The organism is Vibrio sp. TRT 21S02 (genome assembly GCF_050113675.1).
Taxonomy (GTDB): domain Bacteria; phylum Pseudomonadota; class Gammaproteobacteria; order Enterobacterales; family Vibrionaceae; genus Vibrio.
Genome location: NZ_JBNJOI010000027.1, coordinates 1 through 13,771, shown reverse-complemented (window position 1 = coordinate 13,771; position 13,771 = coordinate 1). Strand labels below are relative to the sequence as shown.

Here is a 13,771-nt window from a genome sequence, read left to right as displayed (position 1 = left end):
TGCATTATGGCATATTGGCTATTTAAAACAGAACCAGACACTTTCTCTATTGACACGCTTCGCACACAAAACACCTCATGTTGGGAGGGGGTGCGCAATTATCAAGCGCGTAATATGATGCGAGACCAAGTAAAGTTGGGTGATCATGTATTGGTTTATCATTCATCTTGCAAACAGGTTGGTGTAGCTGGAATTGCCAAGGTGGTGAAGGAAGCGTATCCCGACCATTTTGCTTTTGATCCTGAAAGTGATTACTTTGACCCGAAATCTGACCGTGATAACCCACGTTGGGTGATGGTGGATATTGAATTTGTGCGTAAGCTGGACAGAGTGATCCCACTGTCGGTGCTAAAAGCGATGCCGGAACTTGAGAATATGCCGTTGGTGAAGCGCGGGAATCGTCTCTCTATTATGCCGGTAGCAGAGCATGAATGGTTGGCGATTTTAGGTAAGGAGAAGCTGCCGAGCCAGCGTTAAATAACAAGGGCAGCCTCTGCTGCCCTCGTTTTAGTTGATTATTTTAAGAGATGCTGTTGCAGATAATGCGCAACGGCGTCTTCTTCGTTACTGCCAATCACTTCATTGTTTGGCAGCGCTTCTTTAACTTTATGATGTGACGTCCCCATTACGAGGCCGCGACCTGCCATAGAGAGCATTTCTGCATCATTCATACCGTCACCAAACGCGATGCAATTTTCAAGTGTGACGCCAAGTGATTCAGCCACCGCTTTTAGTGCATCCCCTTTGGATACTTCCTTTGCCATCACCTCAAGGCACCAAGGTGTTGAAAAGGCGATGTTCAGTTTGTCACCGAACACTTCATTGAGCTTATCTTCGAACGGGACTAAGTGTTCATGCTCTTGCTTGGGATGGGTGAAAAAGACCTTCGCAATCCCATCAGTAGGTGCGTTGTTAATATCAAACAGCTTATAAGTAAAACCTGATTCTTCATGGAAAGTCCGTAGCGTCTCGTCGTCTCTGTCCAACAACCATTCTTCGTTTTGGTACATATGAACGAAGAGCTCTGGATCGTCTTTGACGATATCAATCACCGCTTGAACCAGCTCAGAGGGGACGTTTTTACTGTACATCAGTTGATCATGCTGGTCGTGTACGCGCGCACCATTGGATGTGATCATGTAAGCAGGAATACCGGCTAATTGACGAATGCCAGCAACATCAACATGGTGGCGGCCAGTGGCAAAAACAAAGGTGAAGCCTTGGTTATGTAGCTCTTTCAACGTTTGCTTTGAAAAGTCGCTCAGCTGGTGGTTTGGTGCCAGCAAGGTTCCGTCTAAATCGGATGCGACAACGTGAAAAGTATTTTGGAGAACAGGCATTGGATCTAAGACTACGGTCATATCACCCTCGTTACAGTGAGTGGTTTAGGTACTCATGAAGAGTCCTATGAGATTGAGGATGGATTTTACTGTAAATAACGAGGAAAAAAGAGGGTAAAAAAGTCAGATTGTTTTTTCCGGTTTTAATGTTGAGAGAAAAAATACAGGATTGCATCGAGTGCTTGATTCCGGTATTCGTCACGTTCAAACAAGATTTCATGTTTTGCGCCATGGATGATCTTAAAACCGCACTGGGTATTACTGTTGGCCAGTTTTTTGATGAACTTAATTTGTGCAGGGTTGGAGACGATGGTGTCCTCACTGGCTTGCAGTACCAGCAGAGGCAAGTTGATTTGTCGTGTGTGCAAGATGCACTGTTTTGCTGCCAGTATCCCTTGCCATACCCAACGGGTGCTGGGGCCGCCAATTTTTAGTTGAGGTTTTGTCTCATAGAGTGCTCGAAACCAACGATAACGGACCTCACTTTGGCTGAGTGGATTATTCTCAAATGGTTTTGGAAAGTATGCCTGATGGCCGGGAGCGTAGGTTGGTTGGCTGGATATATTGGTTAACACGACCGCTAGCGGTAGCGCGATAGGGCGCAAGTGGCTTGGCATGTTAATCCCATACATCGGGGCACTGAGTGATAATGCACGGAAGCCATGAGTTGGATAATGCTGTACATAGCGCGTGGCGATCGTCCCTCCCATCGAATGAGCTAGCAGATAACGTTTTTGGTAACGCGCTAATGGAAAGCTTTCGAGCACCGCATGCATATCATGGATATAGTCATCAAACTCGCTGACATGCCCCATTTGCTCAGGTTCAATTAAACGGTCGGATAACCCCTGTCCGCGATGATCAAACGAGTACACGTCATACCCTTGCTGAAACAAATCATAGAAAAGCTCCTGATATTTCCAGCAACATTCAATACGGCCATTAACAACCACAATGGCTTTATCATGGCTTTCTGAGGTCAATGCGGCCCAAAACAGACGTGTTTTATCGTGTGACTTAATGAAGCCTTCTTGTCGGTTTTGCCAAAGTTCAGCAGCTTGAGCATTGATAACTTGCTCAAAATGCGACTCTTGAGTATAAGAGGGAGTAATATCTTTGCTCGAATAATTCATGACTTCCAGCATTGGTATTGAATATAAGAATGAACTTAAATTATGTGGGCCTATTGGCATTAAGTCGAGGAGAAATGTGATGGATCTTCATGTTTGGTTTGCTTATGTGGTGACGGCCATTGTTTTTAGTCTTGCTCCCGGTTCAGGTACCGTCAACTCCATCAGTAATGGCTTAAGTTATGGTACTCGAAAATCATTAGCGGCGATTGTCGGGTTGCAAATTGGTTTGGCGATCCACATCATGCTGGTGGGTGCGGGGATTGGCGCTCTTGTGGCGAAATCGGCACTCGCTTTTACCATCATTAAATGGGTTGGGGCAGCGTACCTAGTTTGGTTGGGAATTCAAAAATGGCGTGATCATAGCAGCTTGTCTGCAACGGCAAGTGATAATTACTTGTCGGGTCGTACGTTGATGAAAAAAGCAATCCTGATCAACCTGACCAATCCGAAGTCGATCGTCTTTCTGGTTGCCTTATTTCCTCAGTTTATTGACCCGGCGGGCGATCAATTGGTTCAGCTGCTTATCTTAGGTATCACGACTGTCATCATCGATGCGTTTGTGATGTTGGGCTACACCTCTTTAGCATCGCAAATGGGGCGCTTTATTCGTTCAGACCGTATCATGGCCAGAATAAATAAAGTCTTCGGTTCCATGTTTGTGGGTTGTGGGGCATTATTAGCAGCTGCTAAAGCATAAAATGCTGCCGGTTAAATATGAGCTAACTGATTCTATGCACACAACTTTTGTCGCACGACAACCAATATTCAATGGCCGTCGTCACACGCTCGGTTATGAACTGTTGTTTCGTGACGGTGAAAACAATGCTTATCCCAGTCATGTTGATAGTGATCGGGCGACCTATCGCCTGATCACTGAAAATTTTCTTTCCTTAGGTGGGGCGCAGCCCGTTTCTCACTCACGTTGCTTTATCAATTTCCCTTATCGTAGTCTGGTGAATCGCCTACCACTGAGTCTCCCCAAAGAGCAGATTGTGGTAGAGATATTAGAGACCTGTCTGCCAACAAATGAGTTGTTAGAAGCCATCAAAGAGCTCAATGCTCGTGGCTATTTAATTGCACTTGATGATTTTGTGTATAGCCCAGAGTGGGAGCGGTTTTTGCCTTTCGTTCACATTGTTAAACTCGACATCATGGCGATGGGGCTAGAGGCTGCCTGTGACTTTGTGCGTGAGCGTTTAGCCAAAGGAAGCAAGCGCAAGTTTCTTGCTGAGCGGGTTGAAACTGAGCAAGAGTTTGTTGTAGCTCGCTCTGCTGGATTCACGTTATTTCAAGGATACTTTTTTAGTAAACCGGAGTTGATCAAGCAGCGCTACGTGAGCCCTGAACAATTGATTGCGTTGGAGCTGTTTCGCGAGGTGTGCCAGCCTGAAGTGGATTTCGATAAGGTCGAACGCCTGGTTGCAAAAGACATGGCGCTCTCGTATAAGCTGCTGCGTTTTGTGAATACGATGTCTGATCGTCTCGAAGTTTCCATTTCGTCATTTCGTCAGGCGCTGGTTTATTTGGGGCAAGATAAGCTGAAGATTTTTGTTTCGCTGGCTGCGGCCTCATTCATTTCAGCGAAAAAGCCAAAAGAGCTGTATAACCTTTCATTGCAACGGGCGCAGTTTTGTCAGCTGATGTCACGTCAAACCCCTTTTAATCAATATCGGGAACAGGCTTTTCTGATCGGGCTATTATCGGTATTGGACGCCTTGTTGGACATGTCACTAGAAAGCTTGGTTGAGCAACTGCCGCTCAATCAAAGCATCAAGTTAGCACTGCTGCAACGCCAAGGCCCCTATGGTGAATTGATCTCGTTAGGCGAGTGCTATGAACGCGCTGATTGGTCTGGCTTTACGCAAGCGTGTGACATGCTTGGTTTAAGCCAAGATGAGGTGATGCCTAAAATCTCAGAGGCCCAGCGCTGGAGTCAGGATATCCACTGCCTGATCTAACTTCCATCATGAAACTTTTGTGACAATGACGTCCTAAGTCTTGCGCTTCTACTTCTTACTAAGCAATATATATGCATATCCATATATGAGTATGTTTTATGTTGCCACACCATTTTTTTAAACTGCTTGCCGATGAAACACGAGTGCGTTGTTTGTTGCTCATTGTTCGTGAGCAGTGTCTTTCTGTGGGTGAGCTGACTCAAGCCCTGCAAGAAAGTCAGCCCAAAATTTCCCGTCATCTGGCTCAACTTCGCTCTAGTGGTCTGTTAGTGGATGTCCGGCAAGGGCAGTGGGTGTTCTATCGCCTTGCTAACAATTTGCCCGGATGGATGAACAAGCTGATTGAAGATCTGGTGGCATCACAATGTTTAAGAACCGAATACCTGCAAGATATTGAACGATTACATGCAATGCAGTCACGTCCAGTATGTTGTCAATAAATAATGGAAGGAATGACCATGACGATTAAAGTTGGAATTAATGGTTTTGGCCGCATTGGACGCTTGATGATGCGTGCGGCTTTTGATTGGACTGAAATGGAATTTGTGCATATCAATGATGTTGCGGGTGATTGCTCGACGCTGGCTCATTTGCTTGAGTTTGATTCGGTGCAAGGCCGCTGGCAGCATGCGGTGCACGCGGAAGGTGATGAGATGGTGATTGCACAACATCGCGTTCGTACCACGCAGGAGCGAGAAATCGATGCTGTTGATTGGTCGGGTTGTGATGTGGTGATTGAAGCAACTGGTGTTCATCGTGATATGGCTTATTTACAGCGCTACCTTGACCAAGACGTGAAGCGCGTAGTGGTCTCTGCGCCAGTAAAAGACCCGCAAGTGGCTAATATTGTGGTTGGTGTCAATGATGATATTTTTGATGCCGATAAACATCGCGTTGTGACTGCGGCTTCATGCACCACCAACTGTATTGCCCCTGTTGTGAAGGTTATTCATGAACATTTGGGGATAGAACAGGCTTCATTTACTACTATTCATGATCTCACCAATACACAAACCATCTTAGATGCGCCTCATAAGGACCTGCGTCGTGCTCGTGCATGTGGCATGAGCCTGATCCCGACAACGACTGGCAGTGCTAAAGCCATCATTGAAATTTTTCCAGAATTAGCAGGCTGCATTAATGGTCACGCGGTACGTGTGCCATTAGCCAACGCGTCACTGACCGATATCGTGTTTAACGTGAAACGCGAGACCAGTGTGGCAGAAGTGAATGCGCTACTTAAACAAGCGTCGCAAGGTGAATTAGCAGGCATTCTAGGCTTTGAAGAGCGGCCATTAGTGTCGATTGATTATCGTGGTGATCAGCGTTCTACCATTGTCGATGCGCAATCAACCATGTTGGTCGGAGAGCGCATGGTGAAAGTGTATGCGTGGTATGACAATGAAATGGGCTATGCCACACGTACGGCTGAATTAGCACGTAATGTGGGATTGGCTTAGGAGAGTAAACATGACACATCCAATCTGGCAATTGCCATTACCGCAAGGTGGTTTGGTATTGACGCCGTGTCCGGGAACCAAAGGTGAGCCGCTACAAGCGTCGTTAATGCAACTGAAAGCAAACGGGGTAACCAGTGTGGTGACCGCGCTGAGTGATGATGAGTTGATGGCCAAAGATGTTGCTCAACTTGGTGAGCAGGTTAAAGCATTGGGGATGCGATGGTATCAACTTGAAATCGAAGATGATTGCGCGCCAGACTCGGCCTTTGCAGGCAAATGGCAGGTCGTCAGCCCTGCGCTGCATCAAGCGCTTCAACGTGATGAAAAAATTGCGATGCATTGTATGGGAGGCTCTGGCCGTACGGGGTTACTCGCTGCTCATCTGCTTTTGGAACAAGGGTGGCCACTGGCACAAATCATTGAACAAGTGCAAGCCTTGCGCCCGGGGGCATTCACCAAACCTGTGCAGCGTGAATACATAGAGCGGATTGCTCTCAGTTAGCTGAAAGAGCATTTGGATCATGGTAGGCCAAATGCTCTCAAAGCCGTACAAAGGTAATATATGTTATTGGCTCATCTTGAGAAAAGCGTACGCCAGTACATGCTGGTGACTTTTAATTATTGGAACTTCACCATCACGGATGGAGCACTGCGTATGCTGGTGGTGCTCTACTTTCATGATTTGGGCTACACCACCTTACAGATAGCATCGTTATTTCTGTTTTATGAGTTTTTTGGTGTGGTTACTAACTTAGTTGGTGGCTGGCTTGGTGCGCGATTAGGATTAAATAAGACCATGAATCTGGGGCTGGCGATGCAAATCGTAGCTCTACTAATGCTCGCGGTACCAGTGACTTGGTTAACCATCCCTTGGGTGATGGTGGCACAAGCCCTCTCAGGTATAGCTAAAGATCTCAATAAAATGAGTGCGAAGAGCTCCATCAAAACATTGGTCCCTAATGAACAACAGGGCGCATTGTACAAGTGGATTGCGATTTTAACCGGCTCAAAAAATGCGTTAAAAGGACTTGGATTCTTTATTGGCGGTTTGCTGCTGTCTCTTGTTGGTTTCTCTTCTGCTGTGTTGTTGATGGCGGCTATTCTCAGCTTGGTGTTGGTTGGTAGTTTACTCTCTTTGGAGAGCAACATGGGGAAGGCGAAGAGCAAGCCTAAGTTTAGTCAGATCTTTTCTAAGTCTGCCTCCATCAACATATTGTCGGCTGCGCGTCTGTTTCTTTTTGGTGCTCGTGATGTTTGGTTTGTGGTTGCGCTACCGGTGTATTTGGGAACAACGTTTGGCTGGGACCACTTGTGGGTGGGAGGCTTTCTTGCAAGCTGGGTGATCGCTTACGGCATGGTGCAAGCCATTGCTCCTAAGATCACCGGTAAAGCACAAGGGAAAGTACCGGATGGACAAGCTGCAATGTGGTGGGCAGCGCTACTGGCGCTGGTGACAGGATTCATCGCGTATGCCGTGCAGACGGGGTGGCAGCCACAGCTCGTGATCATTGTGGGCTTACTTATTTTCGGTGCTGTCTTCGCCATTAACTCGTCACTGCATTCATATTTGATTGTGAGCTATGCGAAAGGGGATGGCGTATCGCTTGATGTTGGCTTTTATTATATGGCGAATGCTATGGGGCGGCTAGTTGGTACCATTCTATCTGGATGGGTGTTCCAGTTAGCCGGGTTATCTGCTTGTCTTTGGGTTTCCTTTGCCTTTTTAGCCTTGACGACCTTGATCTCGATAAAGCTACCAAAGCTTGCCTCATCCTCTAGCCTGTGATGATGAAAAACTCACCAAAAGCTGACTCGAATTCGTACTCGGTCAGCTTTTTTTGTTGCTATATTGAGCGGTGAACATTTTCCATTACTCCGATTGGGCATGGTGACGTGAGAGAACGAATTCGCTTTTTTGATTTATTGAGGTGTGTAGCTGCAATTGCAGTTATCGCGATCCATGTCTTGGCTCCTTACCGCTCAGAACTCGGAGTGATCCCATTTGGAGAATGGTTTACAGCCGTTGGGTTGAACAGCGTTATTCGGTGGGCGGTTCCAGTGTTTATTCTGATCACCGGTGCCTTAATGCTTAGTGATACGCGTCCCTTTGAATTGGGGTACTACATTAAGCGTCGTCTGGGCAAAGTGTTGCTTCCTTTCATTGTTTGGTCACTGTTTTATGCTTGGTTTTCCGGTTGGACAATCAATGGCTACGATAGTGCTATTGCCAAAGACGTACTGAGCAATGGACTTGATCACGCCACCTACTATCACCTTGGATTCTTTTATTATTTCATTCCGCTCTACTTCGTCATTCCTTTATTTCAGTGGATGGTCTGTCACTTAGATAGTGCAGCACTGTACGCTTACTTAGCCGTTTGGTTAGTGACGACCATCCTATTTTTGCTACGTATTGATGGGCCATGGAGTGCCGAATTGTGGCTCTATAGTGGTTACTTGCCGCTTGGCTATGTGTTGTATCAAAAGGTGCCACTCAATCGAGCTGTCATCGGCATTTTTACCCTACTTGGGGTCACTGCATTGCTATTGACAGCCTATATGGTGATTTCTGTTAGCGTGGCTAATGGTGAGTACAGTGTGGGTCGCTGGCTTTCCTACAAAACACTTAATGTGGTTTTTGCTGCGAGTATGATCTTTATGCTTTGCCGTTATGTGGGAGAATCACTCTCGATACGTACCAATCAAATCGTTGCTTTTATCAGTCAACATAGTCTAGGCATTTACTTGCTGCATCCCATTTTTTTATGGCTGATGAAAACCTACGCTTGGCATGATGGGCATCCGGTTTGGGTGATCCCTTTCTGGGTGATCATTAGTGGAGTGGGGGCGTTAGCTTTGAGTTGGTTGCTTTCCCGTTGGAATAAAACGCGTTGGCTCTTGCCATAGAGGGAGAGACCTTTCGCTTAAATCCATGTTCTAGCGAAAGGTCGCAGTGTTTTATCGGCGTAGGGCGAAGTGAAGAAATTTATCGCCTTGATAAGTTAACATGCCCTTATCTCCGGGATTGAGTGCATGGTAGTAGTGAATGCCGACTTGAAATTCACGCTTTGGCCCAATTTTCCCTTTTTGAACGTAAATCCAGTACTCTTGATCGTCTTGTCCTGGTTGAACCTCGTCGACCTCGATAGCCTGCTTATCTAAAATCGTGACTTCTGCGGTTTGCTCGGGGGCATCCTTCCCTTGAATATGCCGACGATAAAAGCCAACAAAAACCCATCCGGCTAAAACAGCCAGCAAAACTACAGCAGCAAAAAGCGAAATAGGCATGTCATCCTCCTGATTTAAGGCTTTATTCTAACGATTTTCTCTACCACTTACTGTGGAGCCAACACATCCTTTTTTGGGTTTTTAGTTACAAGTAATGAAAATACGATCGAGGTCACTCACCATAATTGCGTAAAAAATACGCACTTAGGTGCATTTTGTTCTATTTATTGATTCTCTTGCACAAATTTATCTTACGCCTGTCGTAAAACCTCAGCAGATATAGAAGAATGAGGAAACACACCCTAAACTTATATGCGATGGAGGGAAGCCATGTCGGATATGGAGAAAGTGGTTGCGCGCACCCGTAAAATTGAGCGGTTGCTTCGAGAGCAATATCACGCAGAGGGAACGGGGCTGCATCAATTAATTACGAGCTGTGAGGAACGGTTGCCTCACGATGTGATTGAGAAACTCAGATACATTGCGACTGTACGTAATAAGGCTGCGCACGAAGAGGAATTCGCCTTAGATGACTCTCAAGCTTTTCTTTCAGTTTGCGATGAATGCGAAAAAGAACTGACCCCTCGAAGTGGGCGCTTTATCTGGCGAGCTGCAATTATGTTGATGATGCTGATCACCTTAGCTGCTATTTTGTTTTATTACGCACATTGGGATGTACTTAGCCAGCATTTGCAATGAAATCGATAGGATAACTTAAGAAAAACACTGTTTTATAGTTTGAGCAATCATTCACCTTTGCCGCTAAAATACACTGATTTTGGTGATGCACTAGACAGAAAATAAAAAAGGGACGCGAAAGCGTCCCTTTTTTATTTTTGACTGGTAATTAGTACATCATCGGCAGCGTCATTAGGCCAACTACTACCGCGATCATTACAAGTCCTTGTTTTTGTGATGATGTAATCATAACACTGCTCCTTAAAAGTGATGTTTAACTGTATGTTTTTTAGAATAGCAGTGTTTTTGTGGTTTGATCAAGTTGTTTTCTGTCAAAGCCACAAAAAAATAACTTTGTCATGACGATAAATGCCATTTTTAGGCCGTTATTTTATGAATTTTCTTAGTGTTTTTTGTTTGGGTTATATCTGATTTTGATTTTTCTACTTATGTAACGTATTGTTTTTGTTTTGATTTTTGTGTTGTTTAATTCGTGTTCGAATTGAAAAGTTTGTATTTTGTGGTTTAGGGCCTTTCAGGGAGATCGATCTTACATTGGTCTTACTATTTGCTATAAAATAACCTCTACATGATATTAATTCTCATCAATTGCCTAGTTAAGATCGCTTGTAGAAGAGAAATTTGTTCCGCTCGAGTGTGGTGTGACGTGATAAAGAATGATGTTATTTGAGTTTTATGTTTTAACTTATTGATTTAAATTAATATTGTTGAGAATTTCTATTGGTTAACTTTCGTATTAGATGGCTGTTTTTGTGTTTTATCTGCGAAATTTACTGAACTTGAGCCAATGTGTCAGAAATGGAGACTATGTCTTAAAGGTGAATGATGAAGCAGCGTTGAGACAAGCTATGATGAGCACGATGAAGCACAATCAAGATCCAAGTTTTGTAACCGCCGACTGGACATATTGATTGTCCTCCATACACTGGCGTCGAATGAAACAAGAGGTGTCTACATGTGGAGCTGGCTTTCTGTAGCCCTAGCCGGGTTTATCAGTATTTCTGCAAGTGAAAACAATAATAAGTTTCAGGCTGCTACGTTTAAAACGCTCACGCTGTCTCTGTTGTTATTTATGCTTTTGACTCAAGCGGGGGATTTGGGTACCTCGTTAGTATGGATTGCGGGTGGGCTTATTGTTTCAATGCTTGCTGATGCCCTATACATCTTCAGGCGGAAGCAACGACTGTGTTTTGCGTTCTTTCTACTTGCGCAATTGAGTTACAGTAAATTCTTTTGGCTTCAATTATCTGGCGATATCGTTTGGTGGTTGCCTGCTATGCTACTTGGTGCGGCTGTGGTGGCGTTTTTCTTATTGCTGCCCAAAATCGATCGTTTTATTTTTCCTGTTGTCATCATGGGGATGGTCTTGATACAGCTCAATTGGGCGGCGGGTGAAGTATGGTTGTTGGAACGTACAAGCTCAGCTGCCTTAGCATTTGCAGGAACACTGACGCTAACGGCTTCTGCAGCAGTATTGGCACTCCATGACTACCGTCACTCGATTGCTCTTGGCCAGTATTTGATCTCTGGTAGCTACTTACTGGCGCATGCATTGATTACCGCTTCTCTGATTATCTAAAATCAAAGTTTTCAGTCATGCTTTTGCTATGCTTCAGCATGTGCTCGCGAAAAAAGAGGAATGATGATGTCGAATGAAATTCACGCTCACAATGTACTTAATCTATTACGTGAAACGCCAATGACTGAGTCGGAATTGCGTCAAGCGGTTGCGACTGAATTTGGTGACGATGCTCAATTCCGGACGTGCAAGCTTAGTGGTTTTGATCTTGATAAGCTGCTTATGTTCTTTGTTGAGCGACAAAAGATTGTGGCTATCGAAGGCAAATGGCATATCAACGCAGAGCGTGTTTGCAGTCACTAATGCTTTCGACATGGCCTGTTGGCTAACAATCCGCCGCTTTGATTGTTATACTGCGGCGATTGTTCGTTTGCAGGCTTACACACATGGATATTCTTTCTGCCGCGACCATGCTTTTTCTTATCATGGACCCGCTTGGTAACCTTCCGATTGTTCTATCGATACTGAAACATCTCGATCCGGCGCGCCGTCGTAAAGTCTTGATCCGAGAGCTTATATTCGCATTGCTCATTTTGATGTTATTCCTTTTTGCCGGACGAAGCATTCTCGGGTTTTTACACGTGCAGCCAGAAACATTGAGTATTTCTGGCGGGATCATTCTGTTTATTATCGCGATTAAGATGATATTTCCGAGTGCTGGCAGCATTACCGGGTTGGCCGCCGGGGACGAACCTTTCATCGTACCGATGGCGATTCCAATGATTGCAGGGCCTTCCGTTATTGCGGCTTTATTATTGTTGTCGACTCAGCATCCCGATAAATTGCTAGAGCTTTCTGGCGCTGTCATTTTAGCGTGGGGCGCGACTTTCTTTATTCTGATGTTCTATGGATTTTTCCATCGCGTGTTAGGTGAGCGAGGGCTTAAAGCCGTTGAGCGCTTGATGGGCTTATTGTTGGTGATGATTTCAACCCAGATGTTCCTAGATGGATTAAAGGGTTACTTGGCTTAAAACGTAAAACGCCACTCAATGAGTGGCGTTTTGATTATTAGGTCATGTGTTTTCGGCGAATATCGAGCAAGGCAAAAATCCCAAACGCCAATATCGACCACTTTTCCCATCGGCTCATATTAATTTTGTCACCAAAGGCTCCAACAAAGATAAGCATTTGCAAGCCATGCATAAAGAACAGAAATGCCGTTAGTATGTACAGTGCAATAGCTGCTTTACCAGGGAATGGGTAAAAGAAGTTTAAAAACAAAACAAACCAAACAAATCCTATTGCTGCTTTGGCGAGCGTAAGCAAAATTTTCATAATGACGTCCTTTCAAATAATCGGTAGCTGACTTGTCCTGCTTGTTTTTCGCGATGCAGATGCCAGTTTTCTGGAATACCTTCCAGCGTGAGTTCCTTTTCTGTCTCAATATAGATCATCGCGTCATCAGCCAACCAGCCATTTTGCTCGAGTAAGCTTATCGTTTCGCTGAGCAAGCCTTTACGAAAAGGCGGATCAATGAAGACGACATGATGAGGCGTACCTTGCTGCTGCAAAAAACTCAGCGCATCAGTGTTGTGTGCACTGAGGTTACTGGCGTTAAGTGCGTTGATGTTCTGTTGTAACTGCTTGAATGCGTCGTTATTGAGCTCAATCAACGTTACGTGTTCTGCTTGGCGAGAGGCTGCTTCAAAACCTAGGCCGCCAGAGCCTGCAAATAAATCCAGACATTTTGCTTGGGGAACATCTTGAGCGAGCCAGTTAAAGACCGTTTCTTTCACTCTATCTGTGGTTGGACGTAACCCTTCAGCATTATGAACTGGCAGTTTTCTGCCTCGCCATAAGCCGCTGATGATACGAACAAAGCCCGTGGATGGCTTTTTTTGTGATGTGTTTTGCTGGCGACGTCTTACCATAGATTTTTCGACCGTTAATTAAGTGATACTATATCCAGTCGCCCAGGAAATGAACCTGGATACAGCCCAAAATTTTATGATGACAGAGTGTATACCTAAACCCCTAGTGGATGCATTAAGCAAATTGCTTAATGCATTGCCTCAAGAGTGCAACGTGCTAGGAAAGTTTTCATAACTTTGTCATTTGTTTTTCTTGCGCATGGATAATCGCTGCACAAGAAAAATCAGCGTTAAATACAGTAAATCTAGGAAATCCCCCAGATGACGGAAAAAAAGAAGCGTGGATTACTCTCTTGGCTTGGCTTTGGAGATGACGAGCAAACCAAACAATCGGTAGATCAACAACAACCAGAACAAGAACAAACTGAAAGTGTGGAAGCACCAACGGAAGTTGTTGAATCTGTCGAAGAAGACGAGACACTGCGTGCAGAAGCAGAAGCAGAAGCAGAAGCAGAAGCAGAAGCAGAAGCAGAAGCAGAAGCAGAAGCAGAAGCAGAAGCAGA

17 protein-coding genes and 1 pseudogene are annotated in these 13,771 nt (G+C 45.0%); 13 read left to right on the top strand and 5 right to left on the bottom strand.

Annotated features, from left to right (window positions below):
• Positions 1-6: 6 nt before the first annotated feature.
• Entirely contained in the window at positions 7-477 is a 471-nt protein-coding gene (locus ACQEXU_RS20585; RefSeq protein ID WP_367987564.1) for an EVE domain-containing protein, read from the top strand.
• Between the two features lie 38 nt (positions 478-515).
• Here the strand turns inward: ACQEXU_RS20585 and ACQEXU_RS20580 are convergent, their stop codons facing one another.
• Positions 516-1,340 (bottom strand): Cof-type HAD-IIB family hydrolase, encoded by an 825-nt coding sequence (locus ACQEXU_RS20580; protein ID WP_427012143.1) that lies wholly within the window; start codon positions 1,338-1,340, stop codon positions 516-518.
• Between the two features lie 143 nt (positions 1,341-1,483).
• Positions 1,484-2,473, bottom strand: a complete 990-nt coding sequence (locus ACQEXU_RS20575; protein WP_427012129.1) for an alpha/beta fold hydrolase — start codon at positions 2,471-2,473, stop codon at positions 1,484-1,486.
• A gap of 79 nt (positions 2,474-2,552) precedes the next feature.
• Between ACQEXU_RS20575 and rhtB the strand changes: the two genes are divergently transcribed.
• The 7 genes from rhtB (at position 2,553) to ACQEXU_RS20540 (ending at position 8,798) form a co-directional block, all read left to right on the top strand.
• Positions 2,553-3,170 carry a homoserine/homoserine lactone efflux protein gene (gene rhtB / locus ACQEXU_RS20570; protein ID WP_427012128.1) on the top strand — a complete coding sequence of 206 codons (618 nt, stop codon included), beginning with the start codon at positions 2,553-2,555 and terminating at the stop codon, positions 3,168-3,170.
• 34 nt (positions 3,171-3,204) lie between these two features.
• Positions 3,205-4,431, top strand: coding sequence for an EAL and HDOD domain-containing protein (locus ACQEXU_RS20565; protein WP_367989219.1), 1,227 nt, complete (start codon positions 3,205-3,207; stop codon positions 4,429-4,431).
• A 98-nt stretch (positions 4,432-4,529) separates the two neighbouring features.
• Positions 4,530-4,871, top strand: a complete 342-nt coding sequence (locus tag ACQEXU_RS20560; RefSeq protein ID WP_427012127.1) for a metalloregulator ArsR/SmtB family transcription factor — start codon at positions 4,530-4,532, stop codon at positions 4,869-4,871.
• An 18-nt stretch (positions 4,872-4,889) separates the two neighbouring features.
• On the top strand, positions 4,890-5,891 hold the full coding sequence (locus tag ACQEXU_RS20555) for an ArsJ-associated glyceraldehyde-3-phosphate dehydrogenase (RefSeq protein ID WP_427012126.1): 1,002 nt from the start codon (positions 4,890-4,892) through the stop codon (positions 5,889-5,891).
• 10 nt (positions 5,892-5,901) lie between these two features.
• Positions 5,902-6,393 carry a cyclin-dependent kinase inhibitor 3 family protein gene (locus tag ACQEXU_RS20550; protein ID WP_427012125.1) on the top strand — a complete coding sequence of 164 codons (492 nt, stop codon included), beginning with the start codon at positions 5,902-5,904 and terminating at the stop codon, positions 6,391-6,393.
• 60 nt (positions 6,394-6,453) lie between these two features.
• Positions 6,454-7,677: an organoarsenical effux MFS transporter ArsJ gene (gene arsJ / locus ACQEXU_RS20545; protein WP_427012124.1), complete on the top strand. Its 1,224-nt coding sequence runs from the start codon at positions 6,454-6,456 to the stop codon at positions 7,675-7,677.
• 107 nt (positions 7,678-7,784) lie between these two features.
• Positions 7,785-8,798 (top strand): acyltransferase, encoded by a 1,014-nt coding sequence (locus ACQEXU_RS20540; protein WP_427012123.1) that lies wholly within the window; start codon positions 7,785-7,787, stop codon positions 8,796-8,798.
• A gap of 51 nt (positions 8,799-8,849) precedes the next feature.
• On the opposite strand, the gene ACQEXU_RS20535 is transcribed toward ACQEXU_RS20540, so the two are convergent.
• Complete coding sequence (locus ACQEXU_RS20535; protein ID WP_427012122.1) at positions 8,850-9,179, bottom strand: DUF2500 domain-containing protein; 330 nt, start codon at positions 9,177-9,179, stop codon at positions 8,850-8,852.
• Positions 9,180-9,449: 270 nt separating this feature from the next.
• On the opposite strand from ACQEXU_RS20535, the gene ACQEXU_RS20530 reads away from it, so the two are divergent.
• From ACQEXU_RS20530 to ACQEXU_RS20515, 4 genes are all read left to right on the top strand, one after another.
• Complete coding sequence (locus ACQEXU_RS20530) at positions 9,450-9,818, top strand: DUF4145 domain-containing protein (protein WP_367987554.1); 369 nt, start codon at positions 9,450-9,452, stop codon at positions 9,816-9,818.
• A 955-nt stretch (positions 9,819-10,773) separates the two neighbouring features.
• Entirely contained in the window at positions 10,774-11,397 is a 624-nt protein-coding gene (locus ACQEXU_RS20525) for a lysoplasmalogenase (RefSeq protein ID WP_367987553.1), read from the top strand.
• 66 nt (positions 11,398-11,463) lie between these two features.
• The gene (locus tag ACQEXU_RS20520; protein WP_367987552.1) at positions 11,464-11,700 is read left to right on the top strand and encodes a YecH family metal-binding protein; all 237 of its coding nucleotides are present in this window, start codon (positions 11,464-11,466) and stop codon (positions 11,698-11,700) included.
• An 83-nt stretch (positions 11,701-11,783) separates the two neighbouring features.
• Positions 11,784-12,368 (top strand): YhgN family NAAT transporter, encoded by a 585-nt coding sequence (locus ACQEXU_RS20515; RefSeq protein WP_367987551.1) that lies wholly within the window; start codon positions 11,784-11,786, stop codon positions 12,366-12,368.
• 37 nt (positions 12,369-12,405) lie between these two features.
• Here the strand turns inward: ACQEXU_RS20515 and ACQEXU_RS20510 are convergent, their stop codons facing one another.
• A complete protein-coding gene (locus ACQEXU_RS20510) occupies positions 12,406-12,672 on the bottom strand; it encodes a DUF1145 domain-containing protein (protein ID WP_367987550.1) in 267 nt (88 codons plus the stop codon).
• Positions 12,669-13,268, bottom strand: a complete 600-nt coding sequence (rsmD, locus tag ACQEXU_RS20505) for a 16S rRNA (guanine(966)-N(2))-methyltransferase RsmD (protein ID WP_427012121.1) — start codon at positions 13,266-13,268, stop codon at positions 12,669-12,671. The genes ACQEXU_RS20510 and rsmD overlap by 4 nt, the downstream gene beginning before the upstream one ends.
• 261 nt (positions 13,269-13,529) lie before the next feature.
• On the opposite strand from rsmD, the pseudogene ACQEXU_RS20500 reads away from it, so the two are divergent.
• Positions 13,530-13,771, top strand: a pseudogene (locus tag ACQEXU_RS20500) (signal recognition particle-docking protein FtsY); the annotation flags it as partial.